Here is a 22,520-nt window from a genome sequence, read left to right as displayed (position 1 = left end):
TGCCGGGCTCGACAACGAACTGTTCTACATGGACAAGACGATGATGGTGTTCGGCGATGCGAAGAAAGTCATCGAGGATATGGTGAAGGCGGCTGCTTGATCGGAATTTTCACTTTCGAGCACCTGGCCGCATCCGCCGCCGAACTTGATCGTCCGTTGGAACTCGCGGGCGATGCCGGCCCAAAAAAGGGGGCGCCGGAGATTTTGCAGACAGTGTCTGCAAAATCTGAGCAGACGGCCAGCGCCACTGATCTGTAGTCGCGCTGGCATCAACCTCATTGCAGAGGCTGCCTTAAACCGCCATCAATTGCAGCGCCGTGGAGGGGCCGGCGCGAAAAGCCTTGTTCGTTTCGGATGCTTCGACCATGTGCGGCGCGATGTCGTGTGCGGCCAACGCCTCATCCGACTCCCACTGCTCCGTCAGCACGAATTGCGTGTCGCTTCCTTGCACGCGATGGAGCCGATATTCGATACATCCCGTTTCCGCCCGCACCAACGGCGCGAGTTTCCGAAAGGCTTCGAGCTGCTGATCGGCTTTGCCCGGTTGTACGTCGATTAAAACAACCAACGAGACACTCATTGGACCCTCTCTTATGTCGAAATTTTATTGGGCCCACGATCTTGCCATAGGAAGAATGGCGCGCGGCTGAAATTATCCACGCGCGATTCCGTATGCGACAGTGAGATGCGACAGTGAGATTGACGCCCGCATCGTTTGCGGGCAAACTCATTCGCATGCAAGCTATTTCACACCTTTCACGCGCTACGTCCGTTAAGCCCATTACGACGACGTTCCATCATCATCCGCATCCCTCTTCGGGTTTGCGGTCGGGAGCGTGCGCGCAATAGGAAATTGCAGCAACGAGTGCTACGAAGCCCCGCCGACAACGACGGGGCTTTTTTGTTTGTCATGCATGCCCCGCCGCCGTTCGGCCCAACCTGAGCGAAAACCGCCATGACCCTTGCACCGAATCCGTTTGCGACACCTCTCGATCTATACCGAGCCATTTCCGGCATCTGGTCGGGCGATACATCGAGCCCAACCAACGCCTGGTCGCCGTCGAATATCGCGAAGAACCATTGCAGCATCACATCGCTCATCGTGCAGGACTATTTCGGCGGCGAGATACTCTGCACGCGAACGTCGGGCGGAACGCACTTCTACAATGTCGTCGACGGTAAAAAATGGGACCTCACTGTGAGCCAGTTCGACGAGCCGATTCCCTATGACGACACGCCTTCGACTCGCGAAGCGGCGTTGGCCGACACATCGCCTGAAAAGTACGCGCTGCTGGCATCGAGGCTGAAAGAGGCAATGAGCCGGGGGTGACGAATTAGACGTGAAGTTAGACGTGCGGTTAGACATGAAACGGCCGCGCCTACCGAGGCGTAGCCGTTTTCACTGACTTCAATCGGTCAAATTCATCCGCGCCATCATCTCCTCGGTCTGCTGCTTGTCGAGCGCGCTGCTCAATGCGAGCAGCATGACGATCACGCTCCAAACCGTGACGGCCAATACGTCCCAGCCGAAGGGGATCACACCGCGGCCGCCGCCGATGCCCCCGAGCCAGGACAAGATCCAGATACCGCCGAACCACGGCAGCAGCCAGGCGATCTGCCGCCAGCCGAAGTCACTCGGGCTCTTGCGCAAAACGAGGTGATAGTAGAGCGCGTAGATCACGAAACCGACCGCCACGAGCGAAAACAAAAACGTATTGGTCGCGAATCCGGTCCAGTAAATGATCAGGTTGCTGCAGATGAACGCGAGCGGCGCCAGCACAGGTGCGGCCCACATGCGGAACGGGCGCTTCATGTTGGGCAAATTGCGGCGCATCACGAGGAGCGCGACCGGACCGAGACCGTAGGTGAGCACCGTGATCGACGTGATGTAGTTGACCATCTTTTGCCACGCGGGGAAAGGCAGCAAGAAGACCACGCCGACGACCCACATCATGAGCACAGCGACCCACGGCACCTTGTTGCGGTTGAGCTTCGCCAGCGCGCGCGGGCCCGCTTCCATCTCGCCCGTCGCGAATAGAATGCGTGAGCCGCCGGTGACATACATCAGGCCCGTGCCGCCCGGCGAAATATAGGCGTCGACATACAGCAGCGTGGCCATCCAACCGAGCCCCAGCGTGGCCGCGAGCCCGGCGAATGGTCCCATCTCGCCCTTGAAGCTGAGCTGCGCCCAGCCATGCGCGAGATCGCCCGGCGTCAACGCCCAGATGAAGGCCACTTGCAGCAGGATATAGATGACGGCCGCGAGGATCACCGAGCCGATCACGGCCAGCGGAATGTCGCGATGCGGATTGGCCGTCTCGCCGCCCAGATCGATCGCCGTGCGAAAGCCGAGATAGCTGAACACGATGCCCGCGGCGGGCAGTGCAGTAAACATCCCCGATAACTTGTACGTGCCCGGCGCCGCGTGTATCACGTCCCAATGCGTGCTCGCGACCAGCAGGCCGATGATCGTCGCCAAAGGAACGAAGATTTTCCACCAGGTCACAGTCGAGTTGACGTTGAGCAGCCACCTGATGACCATCAAGTTGAGCAGCGCGATGATGCCCAGCAACACGGCGCACGCAATGAAGCCCGTCAGGCTCAGTAGCCCAGCGCTGCCTGGAATGATGAATAAGGGCAGATAGTTGTTCGCATAGGTGACGATGGCCTCCGCCTCGACGCTAGGCACCGGCACGTAGGCGAGAAACAGCAGCCAGCACCATATCCGTCCGAGCCCGTCACCGTGACTCGCGTGGCTCATGTGGACCAGCGCGCCGCTGCGTGGGAAAAGCGCCGCCAGCTCCGCGAAACAGAGCGCGATCAGCATGATGATGACCGCGCCCACGATCCAGCTTCCGATGCTCAACGGGCCTGCGATCTTCGACGCGTGATAGGCTCCGAACAGCCAGCCGGAGCCGATCATGCTCGTCGTGCTCGCAAAGAGCAGCCCAACGATACCGGCGTCGCGACGTAGCTTGCCTGACAGGGTCAGGCTCGACGTATCGCTCATGTCTGCCTCCTAGCTCCGACTTGCTCGCAGCGTTTTATTGCGGCAATTTCAATGTAGGCAGACGGTATTAAGCGAAACTGAAGTGCGGCTTACACTTTGCTCAACTGCTCGCCTACATGCCGTTTTCGGGGCGCGAGTGTCATTGCATGACGCAGCATGATCCGTGCCGCGACATCGAGGCGGCGGATGTGCTTTTTTGGATTTGGATTGCGGCGATTCAAGAGACGATCAGGTAATCGTCCCGGTTGGCGCTAGGTCAGCCCCCGTGCGATCCGTGGAAGCCGCTATGAAAATGACTTCCCTCGTGCATCGACGTTGACCCGCGTAGAAATCCGCCGCGAGAAATGGCATGCGTCTCGTGAGCCTCTTCCACGCTAGGGGCTCGATGGAAGGCATCCGAGCCGGCGTGCAGTTCGCTGTTGCGTACGTCGAATTCCGTTGTCGTCCCTTGTCTGACGATGGGTGGGTTGGCACGCGTCGATGTCATCCCGTTCTCGTGATAGACGATACCCCGCCGGGTGTAATACGGCCCGAAGTAGTGGAAACCGCTGCCTACATAAACACCGCCGGTGTTCGCCGACGATGTGCCGGACGCAGGCGAGGCCGCCGATGCGGCCGAAGCACCGGCGGCACCGGAGTCGATGTAGGTACAGTCCACCGGCCCCCAGTCGTCGATGCATTCCTGCTGGGTCGCATAGCCGTTGCGCAGCACGTGTGTCGTCTGCCCCGCCGAATCGTGGCAAGCATTTAAAAGACCGGCGGTCGCGATCGCGCTGCCGACCAGAACGAGTCGCGGAGAACGCTTGTTCTGCATGATGGATGTTATTCGATGTAATGAGGCGTGAAGAACGAGGTGTTCTTCGCGATGGGGCCCGACTCCTCGCGAACGCATAGGCCCGCGGGTGAATCGTCGACGATCCAGGCGCCTAGCGTGACGAAACGTTCGTCGAAGCGCGGTGCCGGTGCGTACGCTTGGTAGATATACCCTTCCTCGCCGTACATGCCCGGATTGTCGAACCGCCCCTCGGGGGTGATCAACGTGACGTTCGCGCCTTCGCGCGAGAGCAGCGGCTTGCGGGCATGCGCGCGGCCCCGGAACACTTCGGCGTCGAACGACGCCTCGAGCAGGTTCGGATGTCCTGGAAACAACGCCCATAGGATCGGCAGGATGCCCTTATTCGACAGCACGGCTTTCCATGGCGGCTCGACCCAGCGGCACGCATCGATCGTCAATTGATCGGCATATTCCGAGCGCATCATCCATTCCCATGGAAAGAGCTTGAACACCAAGTCCATGCGCGCGTTTTCCGCGTCGAAGAAGCGGCCTCGTCCGTCGCTGCCGATATCGGCCATGTCGATCAGCTTGACGGCCCATCCCGCTTGAACCGCGGTGTCCATCAGATACTCGACGTTGCAGACGTCTTCCTGACTCGAGAACATGCACGCGAAGTGGAGCAGGCGTGCGTCGCGGTAGTGGCCCCGTATCCAACGCCAGCGTTCGATGAGGCGCTCGTGCAGGCTGTTGAACTGATCCGCTTGCGGATGGACGTCCTCCTTCCAGAACCATTGAGCGAGACTCGCTTCGATGATCGAGGTCGGCGTATCCGCGTTGTACTCGTACATCTTGAACTGGCCGTCGGCCCCGAGCGTCATGTCGAAGCGGCCGAACAGCGTCGGGTCGTCGCGCTCCCAAGAGGTGCGGATCAGGTCCGCGAACGCAGGGGGAATCGCCAAACGATCGAACAAATTGCGGGAAATCACGTGCTCGACGGCATCGAGGCAGCGACGATTGAGTTCGAGCGCCGCCGCGTACAAGCGCTCGATCTCGTCCAGCGTGAATCGATACGCCACGTCTTCGCGCCAGTAGAAGAACGTGTTCCGATCGACCACGCGCGGTAGGTCGTCTTCGTCTAGCGAGTGGAAATGAAAGCCGATCGACTCGAGCTTTTCAGGCCAGCCTTCCCGTGGCGTTTGTGCAATGCGGTCCATGTTGTTTTAATCGATCGCGGCGGAATCTTGATCAACTCGTCGTTTGAACGACTTCGGCGCTTTCGTTTGTCGCTGCAAACGCGGCGAATGCCAATCGTGACAAACCCTCGATGGGCTTCCAATGGGTGTAGCAGCGTTGCATTGGCGCCCAGAAGTGTTCCCCGTATTCGACGATTGCAGTGTAATCGATCTCGTCCGCTTCGACGATCCCCTCGGCGGGGTGTGCTTCGGCCCATCGCAATGCGGCGACGACGGCGGAGACGACCTGCAGGCTCGTCGCGTTGTTGTATGGCGCGAGAGATCGCGCGCGGCCGATCGATAACGCCGAGCCGAGCCAAAGGGCCGGGTACCGTCCGCTCAGCAGGAACACACCAAGTTCGTCGATGCCTTCCGTGATTTCATCTTTCAGCAAGCGCTCCGCCGGCGCATCGCCGCCGTCCTCGCGCAGCAAGGACATCGATTCGACGGCGAGGTCCGTGGGGCGATACGCGTAGTAGACGGTCGGACGATAAGTCGCGGTCGCCGCCGCGGGCGGCCCTAGCGTGAGGTAGTCGGCGATCGAGATCGCTTCGTGGTGCGTCAGCACATAGCCTTCGAATTCGCCTTGCCGCGGGGTCCACGATTTGACGGTCGTTGCCCAGCCGGGCCGGCTAAGCCGAATCGCCGCACGCGACCCGGCGGTGTGCCGGACCGCGCCGGCCGGCAGCGTTGGCTCGTGCGTGCCCCAGCCCAGTTCGGCGTCCTGTTGACACTCGGTCATGAAGCCCGGCACGGACCAGGTATTGACGAACTCCCGCGGGGCACGCTCGATCGGGGCACGCTGCGTGTCACGCTCCGAGATCTGAATGACTTGCACGTCGAGCGCCGCGGCCAGGCGAGCCCAATCTTCGCGAGTGCGCGGCGCCGGGGAGGCGAGCTCGGCCAGTCCTACCTCCTGCGCCAACTCGAGCAGTCCTTGCTTGACGAGCGCCGACACGTACCCGGGGTTCGCGCCGTTCGCGACGATCGCAGTCGGCGTGGAGGCCGACTGGCCGCGTTTGAGCGCAAGCACGCGCTCTCGCAACGCGTAGTTGCTCGTATCGGCATTCGTGCCGTCGTAGTCGTCCTGGTCGTAGTGATACTCCCAAGGTTCGATGCCCGTATCTAGATAGATCGCGCCTTTCGATTGCGCCAGCAGGAGTAGATCGCACGTACTGACGGACGGCGCGAGGTTGAGCAAGAAATCGCCTCGGCTGAGGCGAGGAGCAAGGATGCCTTGGAAGTTATCCGCGTCGACGCGCTGCTCGACGAGTTCGATGTTGCGTGCTGTTGCGATTTCGACGCGGCGCTCGTCGATGCAGCAATCGATGGCGGTGATGCGTCTACCCGCGAACTCGTCTTGCAGCAAAGGGATCACCGCCTGGCCGATGTTGCCGAAGCCGACGATGACGATGCGGTTGGACATCTTTGGCGAACTATCGTTATAGGAATGAAGACGTGGGCGACTGCTTCCCTTCTTCAGGGCAAGTGTATCGCACCACGACAGCTGCCCGCGTGGCGGCCAAGTAATGTAACGCAGTCCCGTAGGCAGTTGAACACCCGAGAATCCGAGGACGGCGAGCGCCGGTAGACATGCTATTCCGTGCGCGAATGAGACCGGCGTCGTTTCAACCCGCCGCCGCTTCCGCCGTAGTGGCCGCCTCAGCCGGTGCGACCAGCAAATCCCTGCAATGCACGAGCGCATTGCGAACCGATGCGCCTCCCGCATAGAACGTGAGCTGCAAGATCGATTCGATGATCTGTTCGCGCGTCGCGCCGATCGCAAGCGCCGCGTGAACATGCGCGCGCAACTGCGTGACGGTGTGCCCGAGCGTCACGCACGACGCAATCACCACGAGTTCGCGCGTGACGAGGTCGAGCCCCGGACGCGCCATGACGCCGCCGAGTGCCCATTCGATCGACATGTCGACGAAATCGGGGCACAGCCCCGCCATGTCGTCCCGGAGCGCTTGCGCGGCGCCGCTGCCGTGCAATTGATCGAGCAAAGCCGTGCCGCGTTCGCGAAGGGTCGGTTGCGATAGCATGTTGTTTCTCCTCGAGTGGGTTCGTGGGTTCATCGGTTCAAGTTGAAATCGAGGTACGTTCGCACTTGATGGCACGTTCGATTTCGCTGGCTTGACGACATTGTTGCTGCCCGCACAGCCCCGATAAAGACCGCTTCGCTTCGAACATAACGAAAGGATGCTTCGCAATTGGACCGACTGGAAAGCATGGCGATATTCGCTCGGGTCGTGGAACGCGGCAGCTTTGCCGCGGCGGCCGAGGACTTCAGGCTGACGGGGACGATGGTCGGCCACCACGTCAGGGCGCTCGAAACCCGGCTCGGGGGCCGCTTGCTCAATCGCACGACGCGGCGCCAAAGCCTCACCGAACTGGGCGCCCAGTACTACGAGCGTTGCCGGCTCATCCTCGCGGAGGTTCGCGACGCGGAGGCGCTCGGCGCCGAACTGCACGGCGAGGCGCGCGGGCGCTTGCGCGTGCTGTCTCCGGTTTCGTTCGGCGTGCATGTCCTGGCACCCGCCTGCATCGACTACCGCGCTGAGCATCCGAACGTCGAGATCGATCTCGTGGTTAGCGATCGGGCGCTCGATCTCGTCGACGAAGGCTTCGACATTGCCATACGAATCGGCGACTTGCCCGATTCCTCGCTGGTTGCACGACGGCTGCGTCCCTATCGCTCGGTGGTTTGCGCTGCACCGAGCTACCTGGCGCGGCACGGCGCGCCGTCGGTGCCGACGGACCTCTCCCGGCATCAGTGCCTGGGGCTCGCGCATCCCGTCGCGAGCCGTCAGTGGCGGCTGCACGGCCCGGAAGGGGAGGTCGTCGTGCCGGTCTCGCTCGTGTTCAGCGCGAACAACGGCGAAGCGTTGAGAATGGCGGCGCTGAGCGGCCTCGGCATCGTCATGCAGCCGGAGATTTTGCTGGCGGACGATTTGCGCGACGGCAGGCTCGTGCTCGTGTTGCCCGACTACGAGCCTGCCGCGCGGCCCATGCATCTGCTGATGGCCTCGGACCGCAAGCCGCCCGCGAAGATCGGCACGTTCGCGGACTTCGTCGTCAAGCGGTTCGGCGGCCGCGCGACATCGTCGCGGCGCGTGGCGGCTAAATGATGTAGCGCAGTCCCGCAAGCAGTTGAACACCCCCGAACACGCCGATGACGAGCGCCGACAGCCGGGCTATTCCGTGCATGAACGAGACCGGCATCTTTTTGCCCAAGGCCGAAGTCGCGCCGCTCAGGCAAAGCCACCATGCCGCCGAACCGGCAAATACCCCGGTCACCATGGGCACGACCGTCATCCAGCCGGGGGCAGCCGCGGTGGCGTGCGCGGCGGACAGCGGCCCCAGTGCGGCGAACACGCCGATGAACGAAATGATGGTCATCGGATTGGACAACGTGAGACCGAACGTCGTGAGAAAGTCGCGCGCCAGTGTCGCGCGCGAGGCGGCCGGCGCATCCGTCGCTGCAGGCGGTTTCTCGCGTGCAATCATCAATGCGAGCCACAACAAAAATGCGCCGCCTGCGATTTTGAGGACGATGCTCAATGCCGGCAGCGCCGTTGCAAGGCCGGCGATGCCGAGTGCGCCGAGCAATCCATAAACCGTATCGGCGCAGGCTGCACCCAACCCGGTCGCAAGGCCCGCGCGAAAGCCCCGGCTCAGGCTGCGCTGAATGCAGAGCATGCCGATCGGGCCGACCGGCGCGGCAATGGAGAAACCGATCGCCAAGGATTTGATGAACAGCATGCGCGTTGCCCCGCGGTGTGTGTGGGTATCGAAGCTAGATCGTAGGCGCGGTTCGTTCGGCGCAAAAGACGGTTTTTAAGGGAAAATGGGATATCGACCTTAAAAATTTTACCGTCATGGACGATCTGGACTGGAAGCTACTGGCGCTCCTGCAGCGCAACGGCCGCATGACCTATACCGAACTGGCCCGCCAGGTCGATTTGTCGGTGCCGGCGGTGACGGAACGCGTCAGGCGGCTCGAGGACGCCGGCGTGATCGAAGGTTACGTGGCCCGTGTCAACGCCGTGGCGGCGGGCTATCCGATCACGACGCTGATCGCGATCACCGTGCAGCAGCCGGCGAAAGCCAAGTTTCTCAAGTTGCTCGAGACGATTCCCGAGGTGCTCGAATGTCATCACGTGACCGGCGCGGATTCGTACATCATGCGGCTGGTCGCGGTCAGCATGAAGGATCTCGAGCGGCTGATCGGGCGCATCAATCTCTACGGCGAGACGCGCACCTCGATCGTCATGTCGACGCCGCTGGCCGAGCGGCCTCTGGAGCGGCCGCCGGTCGAATCGAAAAAGCTTCGTTGAAATATCGCGCTCTGCATCGCGCCGCTTCGAAGAGAAAGGCCTGCGTGTTGGGCGACGATAAGGGCGCGTTTGGTTAGAGCGAACTCAATGCGCGCACTCGGCCTGCTCGGCAACGCTGCTAGCCTTCGGTTTTCCGGCCGTAGCATTCTCGACGCGATTTCGTCCGAGCGTTTTAGCCCGGTATAGCGCTTCATCGGCATGGGCCAGCAGTGTGGCCGGCTGCGGCGCGTTGTGCGATTCGCACGACGCATGGCCGATCGACACCGTCACATAGGGTGATGCAGGCCCCGCCATCGCTATGTCGGCCACCGACCTGCGCAGGCGCTCGGCCGTGGTCAAGCTCGCGAGTGCGTCGCAGGCCGGAAGCACGACGACGAATTCCTCGCCGCCGTACCGCGCGACGAAATCGCCCGGATGCATCAATGCGCGGTCGAGCGTTTGCGCGATCCGGCGCAGACATTCGTCGCCCGCGAGATGACCGAGCGCATCGTTGTACGCCTTGAAGTGATCGACGTCGACGAGCAGGACGGCGAGCGGACGCGCCGCGGCGGCAGCCTGCGTCAATTCGCGCGGATAGCGCTCGTCGAAGTAGGCGCGATTGAATACGCCCGTCAGCCCATCCCGCACGGAGAGTTCCTTCAGCGCGCAATGGGCGTCCGCGAGCTTCGAGTAGGTCCGGCTCGTCTCGTACATGAGCATGCCGAGCACGGCGCTGGCCGATACCGTCGATGCGATCCGGGCCGCATACCAGCCCAAGCTGTATCGTGCGCCGGCGCCGAGCGTCAACACCACGTCGGCGAACCCCGCGAACAGCGCAACCGCTAGCCAAAGGTCCATCAGCGTGCGCAGCCTCGTGGCCCAAAGATGGAGGGCGAGTGCCGCTAAGCAGATGCCGGCGACGGATAGAGCGGCTGGACTCGCGGATAGGTGCCGATAGGCCCCGGCGCTGACGACGAGGCTCGGCAGCAGGTTCCGGCCGGCGATGGCGGATCGGCACAACACGGCCGACACCGCGATCGCCCCTCCGATCGTTAGGATTGCATACGATCCGCGTCGCTCGCGATCTTCGATGGCAGGATGCGTTCTTGCGCAGAGCGCGAGGGTGACGAGCAATGCGAACCCGCCACGCCAAAGCAGCCAAATCCAGATGGCGGATTCGCGCCCGGCACTGCGCGAACTTTCGATAGCGAATATCCCGGGGTAGACGGCAAGATGAAACGCCGCCGCCATGCTAGTGAACGCGTACGCACCGGCCAACGCCGCGAAATAGATCCGGCCCGATGCCCGGTATTGCGTCCACAGCAAAAATGCCGTCAGCGCTTCCGTGAGCGAGGCCGCCGTCGCGTAGATCGGCACGAACGGCCGCATGACGGCGCCTTGCACCGTCAAGTACGGCCAGGCCACGATCACGGCGCACAAGATCGCACCCGTCCCGATGGTGGCGGCCAACCGGTGGTTTCGTTGGGTGGGAACTTGGGTGAGCGTTGCTTCCATGGCCGGGGCCGGCCTAGTCGGTGCCGGGTTCGATTGGGTAGGGCGATTACCCCTGGTCAACGGCAACCTCAGGGAAAACTTAAATCGATCGGCTTGGTGCGGTGCGGCTTGGCACGGCACGGCGGAGGAGGGAGAAAAGAGCGCGCGGGCCCATCCCGTGACATCGAGCGGGCCCGCGGAGTCGGTGCAAGCCAGGCTAAGGCTTATTGCTTGCGCGAACTCGTCAGCAGCGTTTGCGCGATCACGGCGACGAGCAGGAACGCGCCGCTCGCGAGGTTCTGATAATAGGGGCTCAGCGTGCCGACTTGGTTGATCACGTTCTCGATCACGCCGAGCAGGATCACGCCCGCCAGGGGGCCCGCCATCGTGCCGACGCCGCCCGTCAGCAGCACCCCGCCGATGACCGCGGCGGCGATCGATTGCAGCTCGTAGCCCGTGCCCGCGCCCGCGAGCCCCGAATCGAGGTGGGAGGCGAGCAGGGCGCCCGCGAGGCCGGCGAGCGCGCCGCTGACGCCATAGGTGGCGATTTTCACGCGTTCGACGCGCACGCCGAGCATCCGCGCCGCCTCTTCGTTGCCGCCGATCGCGAAGATGGCGGCGCCGTACGACGTATGGTTCAGCACGAGCCCGCCGATCGCATACGCGATCACCAGGATCCAAATCAGATTGCTGATGCCGAGCAACGAACCGTTGGCGATATGGGCGAAGAACCCGGGATTGGCGATCAATAGATCCTGATTCGCGAGGACGAGCGCGAAACCCTTGAGGCCGAGCAGTGCCGCCAGCGTGACGATGAACGGCGCCATTTGGGCGCGCGCGATCAGGATCCCGTTGACGAGACCCACGCACAACCCGACCACGATCGGCGCGACCAATGCCGCGACCCATCCGTAAGGCGCCGCGTAGGCCGCGATTACCGTGCCGAGCCCGACGAGCGAGCCGACCGACAGGTCGAATCCACCGAGGATGATGACGAGGCTTTGGCCGATCGCGATCAAGCCGAGGAACGACGCGGCCGACACGATGTCGGCCAAATTGGCGGGATGCAGGAAATCGGGGAAGACGCCGCCCGCGATCAAGCTGACGACGATCAGGATGCCAATCGCGCCGCGTGCCTGGATCAGCCGCACGACCCGATTGCGACGCTCCTTATCGCCCCGCAGCGGGGCAGCGCCGGCGGCGGCCGTTGCCATCGCCGCGGCCGATACAGGCTGTGCGTCGCCACGATCGCCGCGGCCGCCTCGCTTACCGTTCGGATTCGTTTCCGCTTTCATGTCCACTGAGTCTATGCCGGTATTCATGATGCGTCAGCCTCCCTGCCGTTGCAGGTACAGCGCGACGACGATGAACACTGCCTTCAGAATCTGCGCATAGGTGAAGCTGATGTTGTTCATGATGAAGCTTGCGTCGAGCACCTGCAACAGCAACACGCCGAACACGGTGCCGACGATCGAGATGCGCCCGCCCGAGAGCGGCGTGCCGCCGATCACCGAGGCGGCGATCGCATCGAGTTCGAAATTGACGCCGACATAGTTCGGATCCGACGCGCCGAGGCGCGAGGAAGCGATCACACCGGCCAAGCCGGCGAGGACGCCGCTTGCCGCATAGACCATGAAGAGCGTGCGGCGCACCGGGATGCCGGCGAGAAACGCCGCGCCGCGGCTGGCGCCGATCAGGATCGCGTAGCGCCCGAACGTCGTGCGCCGTACGACGAGTGCGATCAGCAGGGCCAGCGCGATGCCGATGAGGATGACGACGGGGATCGGCCCGATCGAGCTCGTGCCGAGCAGGTCGAACGCATCGGACGGCGGCAGGTTCACGCGCGACCCGCCGACGAGCGCTTGGGCCAGACCGCGCGCTGCGACGAGCAGCGCGAGCCCCGAGATCAGCGGATCGATCCGCACGATCGAGACCAGCGCGCCGTTGAAGATGCCGCAGATCAAGCCGATCGCGATGCCCGCGAAGATCGCCGTGCCGGTGCCGTAGTCGAGGAACACGGCGATCGTCGCGCTCGAGAGGGCCATGACCGAGCCGACCGACAGATCGATGCCGCGTGTGGCGATCGCGAGGTTCTGGCCGAGCGCGATCAGGATGACGGGCGCGGATTCGAACAGCAGGCTGCGCGCGGCCAGCGGATTGGAAAATCCCGGCGTGACCGCCAGGTTGAATAGAACCAGTGCGGCCAGCGCCACATAGACGCTGTTCGCCTTGGCCCATGTGAGCACCGCGCGGCCCGTCTGCCGGTCCGCTTGCGTGGCATGGGCCGTGGAATTCGAAAGACTCAAGCTGTCCTCGCTTAGGCAGTGTGCAAGTGTGCAGGTGTGCGGATTGGCGGGTTCAGAGCGATGGCGTGTTGGTGCTGGTATTGGTCGCCAGAATCGCCAGCACGTCGTCGGCGCTTGCATCGTGCGTTTGGATTTCGCCGACGCTCACGCCTTCGTTGAGCACCACGAGCCGATCGGTCAGCTCGAGCAGCTCTTCCATCTCCGACGACGTCACGACGATTGCCAGGCCTTCGTCGGCAAAGCCGCGGATCACGCGATGCACTTCTTCTTTCGCACCGACGTCGATCCCGCGCGTCGGATCGTCGAGCAGCAGTACGACGGGATGCGTCGACAGGCAGCGCGCGATCAATGCTTTCTGCTGATTGCCGCCCGAGAGCGTCGAGATCAGCGCGCCGGGGCCCGCCGTCTTGATGCCGAGCTGCTCGATGTACTGCCGGACGAGCGCCTCTTCCTTGCGCCGCGAAATGAAGCCGAAGCGCGAGATCTGCGGCAGCACGGACGCCACGATGTTGTCGCGGACCGACAGGCGAGGGAAGATGCCCTCCGAGCGTCGATCTTCGGAGAGGAACGCGAGCCCGCTGCGGATCGAACGAGACGGAGCGGTGTTGCCGAGTGCTCGGCCCTTGAGGTGCACGTTGCCGGCATCGGCCTTTTGCGCGCCGAAGATGGCTTTGAACGTTTCTGTTCGCCCGGAGCCGAGCAGGCCCGCGAGCCCGACGATTTCCTTGGGCACGACGCGCATCGACACGTCGCGCACGCGCGTGCTCCAGCGCAGGCCTTCGATGTGCAGCGCCGGTTCGGCTTGCTCGGCGGCGTGCTTCTCTCTGGCGCTGTCGCGTCCGCCGTATCCGCTGCCTTCGCGGCCGAGCATGGCGGCGATCAACGCGTTGCGCGGCAGTTCGGCCGGCGTTCCGGTTTTGACGACGGCGCCGTCGCGCATGACCGTGAAGCGATCGCAGAGCCGGTAGCACTCCGACAGCCGATGGCTGACGAAGAGCAGCGCGATGCCGTCCGCTTTCAATTGGTCGACGACCTTGAACAGCACGTCGACTTCCGCGCCGGACAGCGCCGACGTCGGCTCGTCGAGAATCAGCACGCGCGCGCCGAGCGATACGCCGCGTGCGATCGAGACCATCTGCTGCGCGCCGAGCCCGAGCGTGCCGAGCTTCGCCGTCGGGTCGACCATGAGCCCGTAGCGGTGCACGATGTCGTCGGCCATCGCATTCATCTTGCGGCGATCGATCAGGACACCGAAACGTTTCGGCTCGTGGCCGATGAAGATGTTTTCGGCGACGCTGCGATCGGGAATCAGGTTGATTTCCTGATAGACCGCGCACACGCCGCGTTGCTGCGCGGTACGCGGCGAATCGAAGGCGACGGGCGTGCCGTCCAGCACCACCGTGCCTTCGTCGGGCTGGTAAAAGCCGGTCAGAATTTTGATGAGGGTGGACTTGCCGGCGCCGTTTTCGCCGGCTAGGCCATGGACCTCGCCCGCGCGTAGCGTCAGCGAGACGTCGCGCAATGCGCGCACGACGCCGAACGTCTTGCTCGCGTTGCGTGTTTCGAGAACGACTCGGCCGGTCGCCTCGCCGTCGGGACGGCTATCGGGACCGGCCGGAGCCGGGACTGCCTGCATCGGATCGTTCATGCGTCAGGCCTGCGTCGTTGAAGAGCGCTCGTCGCGGGTAGCGAAGCGCAATGCGCAGGTGCACGGTGGCCGTGCACCTGACGTATGCGATAAGCGATAAGCAATCGCCGATCGCCGATCAGTACACCGCGCCCGCCGCAAGCGACTTCTTCGCGTTGGCCTTGTCGTAGAGCGCGTCATGCATGATCTGCTTTTGCGCGACGGGCTTGCCGGCGAACCAGTCCGACAGCGATTGGAACGCCAGCGGGCCGAAACGCGGATTCGTCTCGACGTCGGCCGCGACGATGCCGCTCGAGATGTCGCGCACGACGTCCTTCGTCCCGTCGATCGAGACGATCGTCACGCCCTTGAGCTTGCCGGCCTGGCGCAGCGCGGTGATCGCACCGAGCGTCATGACGTCGGCGTGCGTGTACACGGCGCTGACGTCGGGGTGCGAGAGCAAAATCTGCTCCATGACCTTCTGGGCTTCGGTTGTCGACCAGTTCGCCGTTTGCGCGGCGGCGAGCTTCATGTTCGGATAGCCCTTCAGCACTTCGGCGAAGCCGTCCGTGCGCTGGCTTTCCACGGTGTTGCCGTAGCCGCCTTGGATTTCGGCGATCACGGCCTTACCGCCCGTCGCATCGGCGAGCGCCTTCGCCGCGCGCTTGCCTTGCGCATAGAAGTCGGAGCCGAGGAACGTGATGAAGTCTTCGCAAGCGGTGCCGGCCGTCTGGCGATCGATCGTGACGACGGGGATGCCCTTGGCCTTCGCTTGCTCGAAGGCCGGCTGCAGGCCGGTCGAATCGTTCGGCGCGACGATCAGGGCTTGAGCGCCCTGATTGATCATGCTTTCGATATCGGCCACTTGCTTGGCCTGATTGTCGTTGGCGTTCGTGTAGAGCAGGCGCTTGACGCCGGCCGCTTTCGCGGCTGCACGCACGGATGCCGTCTCGGTGGCACGGAACGGGTTCTGTTCGTTCTCCGACTGCGAGAAACCGACGATGAGGCCGCTCAGCTTGAGGTTGCTCGGCTTCGGATTCGTGCAGGTTTCCGACGAGGCGTTCTGCACTTTCTGTGCGCTGTTGTCTTGCGCCAACGCCCCCATGGACCACGCGCCGACGACGCACAGCGTAATCGTGGCGATTTGATGCCGCAGTGTTGCTCTAGACATGCTTGTCTCCGGTGTTGTCGACCCTTCCGGGTCCCCGACTTCGTTTGTTATCGACCGCATCGTCCATCGCAACGTCGCTTGACACTAGTTCACATCGGCGGTGGACGACTCGACTTCGGCTTTCCACTTGCAAAACGCTTGTTGATCCAGCTGCATCTGATTGCGAAGTAATATTACCTGCTATTCATTAAGAATATTAATCAGGGTATCCCCTGCAATCCCGCTGCGGGAGTCGGGGGCGCTGCCCGTTTCCGGGCCGCGGGTGTCCTGGGAGCGCGCCGCCGTGACGGAGCCGCGCTCGATCAGCGGGCCGTCGAGCTTGATCGTGCGGCGCTTGAACGGCGCGCCCGCATCGCGGTTTTGTTCTTCCTGGAGGAGCGTTTCGACGGCCCAGCGGCCGAGTTCGTAGTTGGGCAGCACCACGGTGGTCAGCGGCGGGTGCGTGTGGCGGGCGATTTCCTGGTCGTCGTAGCCCATGACCGATACGTCGTCGGGTACGCGCAGGCCGAGTTGCTTGATCGCTTCGATGGCGCCGATCGCGGTCAAGTCGTTGGCGCAGAAGATCGCCGTCGGCGGGTTCGGCTCTCGCATCAGCGAAAGCGTGTGTTCGTAGCCCACGCCGGAGCTCCAGTCGCCGTCTCGCACTAAGTTTTCGTCGAACGGCAGGTCGGCCGTGGCGAGCGCTTGGCGATAGCCTTTGAGGCGGTCTTTCGCAGCGTCCTGCCAGGTTTCGCCGTTGATGAAACCGATGCGGCGATGGCCGGCGGCAATCAGATGTTCGGTTGCCGTGAAGCCGCCCGTGACTTCCGAGGGCACCACCGACGAGAGTGCCGCTTCGGCCGAGTAGCAGTTCAGCAGGACGGTTGGCACTTTGAGCAGTGCGGCCGGTACCGTGACCTTGCGCGTGTAGACCGTGGCATAGATCACGCCGAGCACGCTCGGGTTCGACAGGGCGTCGTGCAGCACGCGCTCTTCGATGTCGGCATTGCCGTGGGTGGAGTACACGGCGAGCAGGCAGCCGTTGTTCCATGCGGCGTCGCGGGCGCCGTCGGCATTGACGACCGGGTGCGGGCTCGTGGAAATTTCGTCGGCTATGTACACGATGAGGTTGCGCTCGCCGGGCGCGAGCGGCGCCGTGGTGCGGGTAGGCAGCTGGTAGCCCAGTTCCTGCGCCGCTTTCAGGACTTTCTTGCGGGTGCCCTCGGAGAATTTAGCGCCGACGGCGCCGTTTAGGACGAGGGAAACCGTCGACTGCGAAACGCCTGTTGTCTTGGCGATGTCGGTCATGGTCGGTCGACGTTGAGTAGATTTTTTCATCGGTTGCCAGGGGCGCATCCCATACGCGCGGGTGAAAGTCACGGTATCATTAATATTAATGAGCCGCAATTGGCGTTCGCCTCATTGGGGAATGGAGTCATGCGCGCGCTGTGGCCAGATGCCGGAAACGAACAAGGCTCCTCGAAAGGAGCCTTGTAGGAGAACGGCTAATCGGACCGCTTGGATATCGCCACGCTTGGGTGGGGACCCATTTCAGGGGGGGGTAGCGCGCGACGCTCGCCGTTCCGTTCATACGCTGCCGGCCGCGATATTACAGTCCTTGCTCGCGGGCAGCAAGGCGGCCACCTTCAGGCGGCCACCTTCAATCCCCCATCGCCCCCGCGCTCTTCACCGCGCATTCGCTCGACACCTTCTCTCCGTCATCGAACTTGAACGTCATCTGAATCGAGGTACCGACCTTGAGCGGATGCTTCGGCTGTTCGAGCATCAAGTGATAGCCGCCCGGCGCAAACTTGAGCGTGCCGTTGGCCGGCACCGCAGCTTTGTCGACCATGACCATCGTCGTCGTACTGCCGTTGCTCTTCGTTTGATGCAGCATGGCCATGCCGAACGCGTCGGTATCCACGCCGACGAGATTGACGGGCTTGTCGCTCATGTTCATGACGCTGAAGTAGCCGCCGGACGGCAAGGTGCCCGGCAACAAGCGCACCCAGCAGTCCGAGACCATGACGGAGGCAGGCGCGGCCAGAACGGGTGCCGCACAAAAGCAAAGTGCGAGGGGGAGAAGGACCTTTTTCATCGTGGATTTCATGAGTTCTCCAAAGGATATCGTGGGGTAGATCGTTTGTTCAAAGCTTTGTTCAACATGCAGCGTGTTCGGCAGGCCGGCCGAAGACGATGCGGTCGGCCAACCACACCGCGACGAGCGTCAAGCCCATCAGCGGAAATACGATGCCGAGCACGGCGAGCGCGGCTTTCCATCCGCGCATCGGCCCAGCGATACGTTCGCGCCCGGGCGCGCCGAGCTTGCCCGATGGCCGACGCATCCACCACATCACGCAGCCGGTGACGGCAAGCAGGGCGATCCCGAGCGACAGCGCCGCACAGACGATCTGGTTCGCCAGGCCGAAGTAGCGGCCCATATGCAGCGACGTGCCATAAGAGACAACTTTGCTGACCGCGCCGTAGTCGCGATAGCGGATGTCTTTCAACACGGCACCGCTGTATCGGTCGATGTACACGGTGCGCTCGAATTTCGGGTCGTCCGGGAAATACGAGACCGAATACACGCCGTCGGGCGAAGTGGGCAAGGCGACATCATATCCATCGGCGAGTCCGCTGGCGCGCATCTGCGCGACGACGTGCGCAAGCGAAAGCAATGGCGGATTTTGACCGGATGGGTTCGAATTGGGCGAGTGCGGCACGTGGACCGCACCGACGGCCCACGGTACTTGCGGCAACGGCATGTCGTCCATCGTCATCCCCGGCATGGAGTCCATGTCGGAAGAGGAGGATGAGGGTGGCGACGACGTTCTCCGTGAAGCATTCGCATTGGCGGCCTCATCGACATGCCCCGGCAAATTGGAATGCAGAGGCATTCCGCCCCAAGCACCGGGCGGCGCACCTAGTTTGGCGCTCGTTGCGAGCGCCTTGAACTGCTTGCCCCATGAGCCCGTCCACGGCAGCCCGGTCATCACGAACGCCAATGCGCCAAGCGCGATCCATATCCCCAGGGCGGCATGGATGCTTTTCCACAGAGGCCGCTTCTTTAGCCTGAAATCAGGCACGAGCGCCGCGCTCATCGATGCCGCACCGCGCGGCCACCAAAGCGCGACACCCGAGCCGATCATGACTAGCGTCCAACATGCGACGAGTTCCATCAGCAACTCGCCCGGCTTGCCGAGCAACAGCTTGCGGTGAATCATCCGATCGATCTGCATGAAGCGCCCATCGACATCGAGCGTGCCGAGCACGGCGCCGTCGTAGGGATTCAAATACACGCTCTCCTTGTGTCCGTTCGGCAGCCGGAAGATGAACTCGGCGCTGCGATCGGCGCTCGCGGCGATGCGTGAGGTCGTTGCGACCGCGCCCGTCGGCATCGCTGCTTGTGCGCGTGCGAGCAGCACGTCTTCATCGAGTCGCGGTGAGGCCTGCGGCGCGACAACGAGCCGATGCGGATAGAGCAGCGGTTCGATCTGCGGCTGAAAGCAATAGATCGTGCCCGTGATCGCGAGCACAACGAGGAACGGCATCACGAACAGGCCAGCATAGAAATGCCAGCGCCAGAGTGTGCGATATCCCCGGTTCGCGCTCGCGCCCGCGTTCGGCGGCGTTGCGCGCTTGCCCGTATCGGTAGCTCGCGTGGCGGTACGAACGGTACTGGCCGTACTAGCCGTACTAGCGGTAGTAGACATCGAAATATCTCCTTTACATGCGCAACCGGCCTTCGACATAGAAGGTGCGGCCCGGATACGGGTGATAGACGAAGTAGCGCGCATCGAAGATGTTGTCGACGCCTACACCGATTTCGCTGAGCTTCGTCGGACGGAACGTGAACTTCGCGTCGGCCACCGTATAGGTGCTGGTGCCGCCGAATACGTTCGGGTTCGTGTCGGTATTGGTCAGCGTGTTGTACTCGCGGCCCGAATAGCGGGCTGCCATCGTGACCGCGTAGCGTTCACCGATGTGATAGGTCGCCGCTAGATCCGCACGCCAGAGCGGGATGCGATAAAAGTACTTGCCGACAGTCGCGGGATTCTGCGCATTGGCGAGGATCTTCGATTGCGTGTAAGCGACGCTGCCGAGCAGATCGAGTCCACGTACGAGCACGTCCTCTCCCTGATAGCTGAATTCGATGCCGCGCGAGCGAACCTTGCCGATGTTCTGAAAGCTCGTTACGTTCGGGATGACGGTCGTGTCGGTTTGACTGAAGATCGTGTTCTTCACGTCGTCCTGAAACAGCGATAACCGGTAGAGCCCTTTCCCATGTGCCCATTCGGCCGTCAACTCTTTTGACAGATCGTCCTCGGGCCGCAGGTTCGGATTGTTGTTGACGATCGACGAACCGTTGATCTGTCCTTGAAAGAGTTCGCTGACGGTCGGAAAGCGATAGGCGCGCGCAATGGAAGCACGAAGCGTCAACTCGTCGGTTACGTCGAACGACAGCGATGCCTTCGGCGAAAAGTGACGCTGCCCGGCATTGGGGTAAGGCAAGGCTGCGGTGCCGATGGCTTGCGAGCCGTCGTAGGCTTGCCAATCCTCATAACGCACGCCATACACGAATTTCCAGCGGGGCAGAAAGCGCCATGCATCTTGCGCGTAGGCCGCTTGCGTCTGCGTGCGGCCCTTGAATGCATTCGCAAAGCTGCCGGCGGCACCGTCGATCCAAGCCGCTGTGTTGTAGGTTTCGTTGTCGAGGAAGTAGTCGTCGTAGTGATAGCCGAACGTGAGGGCATGATTTCCGAGCCCGGCCGCCGATGACGGCGGCGTCCAGGTCGCTTTCAGATCGAGTGTCTTCCAGCCGGTGCCGTCGCCGAACGTGACAACGCCCGGGCCGTTTCCGGGGTTGCCCGTATTTGCCGTGCGCGCTACGTTGCTCGACACGTCGTAGTAAGACGCGATCGCTTCGCCGTTCCAGCCCGTCGCATTGCGCGTTTTGAGCGCGAGCCCATACAGCCAGTTCTCGCTCCACCCGAGACTCGGCGCCAGCGCGGACGCGGGAATGTTGTACTCATAGCCGCCGATGTTCACGAGCCCGCTGTAGATCGGCTTGCCGTTCGCATCGAACAGGAACGTCGACGTTTGGCTGTTGTAGGTACGGTGCCAGTAGCCGAGCGTGAATGCGCCTTGCACGGTCGGCGTGAAGTCGTACTGCATCTTCAGCTTGAGCTGATCCTGGACCGCGTGCTCGATTCCCTCGCCGTTCACGCCGATGACTGCCGTCGGCGCATTGGTCTGGTTGTTGTAGAAGTACGCGCCGCTGACCGGCACATCGCCCGCCTTGGCCGGCGTGCTCGATTGCGCCAGCGTGGCGAATTGAAGCGGCTGGCTCGTGTTCTCGAAGTGATGGGCGCCGATGAAGAACGAGAATTTGCCGATGCGGTTGCCGATCGTGGCGCTTGCCTGGCTGCCGTTGAAGTTCCGGTTCACGCCGAACAGATCGAAGTGTTGCGTGAACGCTTTGACATCGGCGTCGGCTTCGAACTTCGTCGGCATGCGCGTGGAGATCAACACCGTCGCGCCGAGCGAATTACCGGGATAGAGTGCGGAGAACGGTCCGTAGATCACGTCGATTCGGCGAATCTCGTCCGGAAACACCATCGACCAGCGCGGCGGAAAGCTATAGCTGCTGCCGAGCAGATTCGACAGCAGGAGGCCGTCCGCATAGACGAGGCCGCGTGCGCTTTGCGTATTGCTCGTGCCGCGCACGGCGATGATCGAATTGAGGTCGCCGATGAAGCGCTTGCGGACCGCGAGGTTCGGCATGTACTTCAGCGTGTCTTCGGTGTTGACGACGTTCCAGTTCTCGAACTGCTTGCGGGTGACCGTTTCGGTCGACGCCGGCAGGTTCGGATCGAAGGTAGGGCCGATAGCCGCGCCGCCACCGCCGCTCGCGCTGACGGTGACCGTAGGCAAGACGACGTTGCTCGTCGGCGTGGCCGTGGCGGCTGCCTGCAGTGAATGCGTCGCGGGAACGTCGGTATCTAGGCTCGGATTGGCGTCGGCCGCCGCCGATGCGATGGGCGTGGCCAGCGAAAGCGGCACGAGCGCGAATGCGGTGAGCCGCGCATGGCGGCGAGCGCGAGCGCACGGCCTTCGCGATGCGAAGTACAACATGCAATGTTCCTGAAATCGTTGAACGAACGGCCGCGCGCGCCTTCAATGGGCGCGCCGAAGCGGCTGCGAATCACGGGGATCAGGAAAAAGCGGGTGGGGCGCGAGGCCGGCCCGATGGGAAGGCGCCTAATGGCGTGTAGCGGACGCTCAGCGCAGGTACGGCGACCGCCATGAGGAGCATGACGAGCACGAGCGGTACCGGCGGTACTGTCGGCATCGCCATGTGATTGGCGAGCAGATCGCAATAGCCGCAAGCCGCTAGCGGGTCGGCATGCGTGACATGCGCGGCATCGGGCGAAGATTGCGTGGCCGAGCAGAGTGCGGCGAAAGTCGGATCGTCGCGATGCGCCGCGACGACCAACTGGCTGACGATCGGCGCGAGCACGATGAGCCACATGGCGATGAGGCCAAGCCATGCGGTCAGGTGTTTGCGGGATCGGGGAGCCATGAGCGAGCTGCGGATTGACTTGCG

The 22,520-nt window shown here is 62.9% G+C and carries 22 protein-coding genes; 5 read left to right on the top strand and 17 right to left on the bottom strand.

Annotated elements, in window-relative coordinates:
• Together DWV00_RS18135 and DWV00_RS34105 are read left to right on the top strand one after the other, a co-directional pair.
• Nucleotides 1-100 (top strand): NAD(P)(+) transhydrogenase (Re/Si-specific) subunit beta (locus DWV00_RS18135; protein WP_147297923.1); only part of this gene is annotated, 100 nt, incomplete at its 5' end.
• Nucleotides 97-258, top strand: a complete 162-nt coding sequence (locus DWV00_RS34105) for a hypothetical protein (protein ID WP_181885509.1) — start codon at nucleotides 97-99, stop codon at nucleotides 256-258. The genes DWV00_RS18135 and DWV00_RS34105, both read left to right, overlap by 4 nt.
• A 34-nt stretch (nucleotides 259-292) precedes the next feature.
• On the opposite strand, the gene DWV00_RS18130 is transcribed toward DWV00_RS34105, so the two are convergent.
• Complete coding sequence (locus DWV00_RS18130; RefSeq protein WP_115534969.1) at nucleotides 293-580, bottom strand: putative quinol monooxygenase; 288 nt, start codon at nucleotides 578-580, stop codon at nucleotides 293-295.
• A gap of 375 nt (nucleotides 581-955) precedes the next feature.
• Between DWV00_RS18130 and DWV00_RS18125 the strand changes: the two genes are divergently transcribed.
• Nucleotides 956-1,330 carry a YunG family protein gene (locus DWV00_RS18125; protein ID WP_115534968.1) on the top strand — a complete coding sequence of 125 codons (375 nt, stop codon included), beginning with the start codon at nucleotides 956-958 and terminating at the stop codon, nucleotides 1,328-1,330.
• 78 nt (nucleotides 1,331-1,408) lie between these two features.
• Here DWV00_RS18125 and DWV00_RS18120 read toward each other — a convergent pair whose 3' ends face one another.
• The 5 genes from DWV00_RS18120 to DWV00_RS18100 all read right to left on the bottom strand — a co-directional run bounded on the left by DWV00_RS18120 (nucleotide 1,409) and on the right by DWV00_RS18100 (nucleotide 7,062).
• Nucleotides 1,409-3,010, bottom strand: coding sequence for an APC family permease (locus DWV00_RS18120; RefSeq protein WP_115534967.1), 1,602 nt, complete (start codon nucleotides 3,008-3,010; stop codon nucleotides 1,409-1,411).
• A 256-nt stretch (nucleotides 3,011-3,266) separates the two neighbouring features.
• On the bottom strand, nucleotides 3,267-3,824 hold the full coding sequence (locus DWV00_RS18115) for a hypothetical protein (RefSeq protein WP_115534966.1): 558 nt from the start codon (nucleotides 3,822-3,824) through the stop codon (nucleotides 3,267-3,269).
• 8 nt (nucleotides 3,825-3,832) lie between these two features.
• Nucleotides 3,833-4,999 (bottom strand): glutathionylspermidine synthase family protein, encoded by a 1,167-nt coding sequence (locus tag DWV00_RS18110; protein ID WP_115534965.1) that lies wholly within the window; start codon nucleotides 4,997-4,999, stop codon nucleotides 3,833-3,835.
• Nucleotides 5,000-5,030: 31 nt separating this feature from the next.
• Complete coding sequence (locus DWV00_RS18105) at nucleotides 5,031-6,443, bottom strand: saccharopine dehydrogenase NADP-binding domain-containing protein (RefSeq protein ID WP_181885508.1); 1,413 nt, start codon at nucleotides 6,441-6,443, stop codon at nucleotides 5,031-5,033.
• Between the two features lie 202 nt (nucleotides 6,444-6,645).
• Nucleotides 6,646-7,062, bottom strand: coding sequence for a carboxymuconolactone decarboxylase family protein (locus tag DWV00_RS18100; RefSeq protein ID WP_115535001.1), 417 nt, complete (start codon nucleotides 7,060-7,062; stop codon nucleotides 6,646-6,648).
• A 168-nt stretch (nucleotides 7,063-7,230) separates the two neighbouring features.
• On the opposite strand from DWV00_RS18100, the gene DWV00_RS18095 reads away from it, so the two are divergent.
• A complete protein-coding gene (locus DWV00_RS18095) occupies nucleotides 7,231-8,148 on the top strand; it encodes a LysR family transcriptional regulator (RefSeq protein WP_115534963.1) in 918 nt (305 codons plus the stop codon).
• Here DWV00_RS18095 and DWV00_RS18090 read toward each other — a convergent pair.
• Entirely contained in the window at nucleotides 8,141-8,782 is a 642-nt protein-coding gene (locus DWV00_RS18090; protein ID WP_115534962.1) for a LysE family translocator, read from the bottom strand. The two genes, DWV00_RS18095 and DWV00_RS18090, sit on opposite strands and share 8 nt — an antisense overlap.
• Nucleotides 8,783-8,898: 116 nt before the next feature.
• Here DWV00_RS18090 and DWV00_RS18085 point away from each other — a divergent pair, with 116 nt between their 5' ends.
• Nucleotides 8,899-9,357: an Lrp/AsnC family transcriptional regulator gene (locus DWV00_RS18085; protein ID WP_115534961.1), complete on the top strand. Its 459-nt coding sequence runs from the start codon at nucleotides 8,899-8,901 to the stop codon at nucleotides 9,355-9,357.
• An 84-nt stretch (nucleotides 9,358-9,441) separates the two neighbouring features.
• Here the strand turns inward: DWV00_RS18085 and DWV00_RS18080 are convergent, their stop codons facing one another.
• The 10 genes from DWV00_RS18080 to DWV00_RS18035 all read right to left on the bottom strand — a co-directional run bounded on the left by DWV00_RS18080 (nucleotide 9,442) and on the right by DWV00_RS18035 (nucleotide 22,496).
• Nucleotides 9,442-10,806: a GGDEF domain-containing protein gene (locus DWV00_RS18080; protein ID WP_181885507.1), complete on the bottom strand. Its 1,365-nt coding sequence runs from the start codon at nucleotides 10,804-10,806 to the stop codon at nucleotides 9,442-9,444.
• Nucleotides 10,807-11,054: 248 nt separating this feature from the next.
• A complete protein-coding gene (locus tag DWV00_RS18075) occupies nucleotides 11,055-12,152 on the bottom strand; it encodes an ABC transporter permease (RefSeq protein WP_245964920.1) in 1,098 nt (365 codons plus the stop codon).
• Between the two features lie 6 nt (nucleotides 12,153-12,158).
• The gene (locus DWV00_RS18070) at nucleotides 12,159-13,136 is read right to left on the bottom strand and encodes an ABC transporter permease (protein WP_181885506.1); all 978 of its coding nucleotides are present in this window, start codon (nucleotides 13,134-13,136) and stop codon (nucleotides 12,159-12,161) included.
• 52 nt (nucleotides 13,137-13,188) lie between these two features.
• The gene (locus DWV00_RS18065; protein WP_245964919.1) at nucleotides 13,189-14,784 is read right to left on the bottom strand and encodes a sugar ABC transporter ATP-binding protein; all 1,596 of its coding nucleotides are present in this window, start codon (nucleotides 14,782-14,784) and stop codon (nucleotides 13,189-13,191) included.
• A gap of 118 nt (nucleotides 14,785-14,902) precedes the next feature.
• Complete coding sequence (locus DWV00_RS18060; RefSeq protein WP_115534958.1) at nucleotides 14,903-15,934, bottom strand: ABC transporter substrate-binding protein; 1,032 nt, start codon at nucleotides 15,932-15,934, stop codon at nucleotides 14,903-14,905.
• 180 nt (nucleotides 15,935-16,114) lie between these two features.
• Entirely contained in the window at nucleotides 16,115-17,251 is a 1,137-nt protein-coding gene (locus tag DWV00_RS18055; RefSeq protein WP_115534998.1) for a LacI family DNA-binding transcriptional regulator, read from the bottom strand.
• 322 nt (nucleotides 17,252-17,573) lie between these two features.
• Nucleotides 17,574-18,023 carry a copper chaperone PCu(A)C gene (locus DWV00_RS18050; RefSeq protein WP_115534957.1) on the bottom strand — a complete coding sequence of 150 codons (450 nt, stop codon included), beginning with the start codon at nucleotides 18,021-18,023 and terminating at the stop codon, nucleotides 17,574-17,576.
• A 49-nt stretch (nucleotides 18,024-18,072) separates the two neighbouring features.
• Nucleotides 18,073-19,626: a PepSY-associated TM helix domain-containing protein gene (locus DWV00_RS18045; protein ID WP_115534956.1), complete on the bottom strand. Its 1,554-nt coding sequence runs from the start codon at nucleotides 19,624-19,626 to the stop codon at nucleotides 18,073-18,075.
• A gap of 13 nt (nucleotides 19,627-19,639) precedes the next feature.
• Nucleotides 19,640-22,048: a TonB-dependent receptor gene (locus tag DWV00_RS18040; protein WP_115534955.1), complete on the bottom strand. Its 2,409-nt coding sequence runs from the start codon at nucleotides 22,046-22,048 to the stop codon at nucleotides 19,640-19,642.
• Nucleotides 22,049-22,127: 79 nt separating this feature from the next.
• Entirely contained in the window at nucleotides 22,128-22,496 is a 369-nt protein-coding gene (locus tag DWV00_RS18035) for a DUF2946 domain-containing protein (RefSeq protein ID WP_115534954.1), read from the bottom strand.
• Between the last annotated feature and the right edge of the window lie 24 nt (nucleotides 22,497-22,520).

It is taken from the genome of Trinickia dinghuensis (genome assembly GCF_003367175.1).
GTDB lineage: Bacteria > Pseudomonadota > Gammaproteobacteria > Burkholderiales > Burkholderiaceae > Trinickia > Trinickia dinghuensis.
The sequence above is the reverse complement of the archived record's forward strand: the minus strand, read 5'-3'. Positions and strand labels throughout refer to the sequence as shown.

Excerpts from the sequence above, each read along its gene's own strand:
- DWV00_RS18130 (WP_115534969.1), bottom strand. The coding sequence starts at position 580 with ATGAGTGTCTCGTTGGTTGTTTTAATCGACGTACAACCGGGCAAAGCC.
- DWV00_RS18125 (WP_115534968.1), top strand. The coding sequence starts at position 956 with ATGACCCTTGCACCGAATCCGTTTGCGACACCTCTCGATCTATACCGA.
- DWV00_RS18120 (WP_115534967.1), bottom strand. The coding sequence starts at position 3,010 with ATGAGCGATACGTCGAGCCTGACCCTGTCAGGCAAGCTACGTCGCGAC.
- DWV00_RS18115 (WP_115534966.1), bottom strand. The coding sequence starts at position 3,824 with ATGCAGAACAAGCGTTCTCCGCGACTCGTTCTGGTCGGCAGCGCGATC.
- DWV00_RS18110 (WP_115534965.1), bottom strand. The coding sequence starts at position 4,999 with ATGGACCGCATTGCACAAACGCCACGGGAAGGCTGGCCTGAAAAGCTC.
- DWV00_RS18105 (WP_181885508.1), bottom strand. The coding sequence starts at position 6,443 with ATGTCCAACCGCATCGTCATCGTCGGCTTCGGCAACATCGGCCAGGCG.
- DWV00_RS18100 (WP_115535001.1), bottom strand. The coding sequence starts at position 7,062 with ATGCTATCGCAACCGACCCTTCGCGAACGCGGCACGGCTTTGCTCGAT.
- DWV00_RS18090 (WP_115534962.1), bottom strand. The coding sequence starts at position 8,782 with ATGCTGTTCATCAAATCCTTGGCGATCGGTTTCTCCATTGCCGCGCCG.
- DWV00_RS18085 (WP_115534961.1), top strand. The coding sequence starts at position 8,899 with ATGGACGATCTGGACTGGAAGCTACTGGCGCTCCTGCAGCGCAACGGC.
- DWV00_RS18075 (WP_245964920.1), bottom strand. The coding sequence starts at position 12,152 with ATGAATACCGGCATAGACTCAGTGGACATGAAAGCGGAAACGAATCCG.
- DWV00_RS18065 (WP_245964919.1), bottom strand. The coding sequence starts at position 14,784 with ATGAACGATCCGATGCAGGCAGTCCCGGCTCCGGCCGGTCCCGATAGC.
- DWV00_RS18060 (WP_115534958.1), bottom strand. The coding sequence starts at position 15,934 with ATGTCTAGAGCAACACTGCGGCATCAAATCGCCACGATTACGCTGTGC.
- DWV00_RS18055 (WP_115534998.1), bottom strand. The coding sequence starts at position 17,251 with ATGAAAAAATCTACTCAACGTCGACCGACCATGACCGACATCGCCAAG.
- DWV00_RS18050 (WP_115534957.1), bottom strand. The coding sequence starts at position 18,023 with ATGAAATCCACGATGAAAAAGGTCCTTCTCCCCCTCGCACTTTGCTTT.
- DWV00_RS18045 (WP_115534956.1), bottom strand. The coding sequence starts at position 19,626 with ATGTCTACTACCGCTAGTACGGCTAGTACGGCCAGTACCGTTCGTACC.
- DWV00_RS18040 (WP_115534955.1), bottom strand. The coding sequence starts at position 22,048 with ATGTTGTACTTCGCATCGCGAAGGCCGTGCGCTCGCGCTCGCCGCCAT.
- DWV00_RS18035 (WP_115534954.1), bottom strand. The coding sequence starts at position 22,496 with ATGGCTCCCCGATCCCGCAAACACCTGACCGCATGGCTTGGCCTCATC.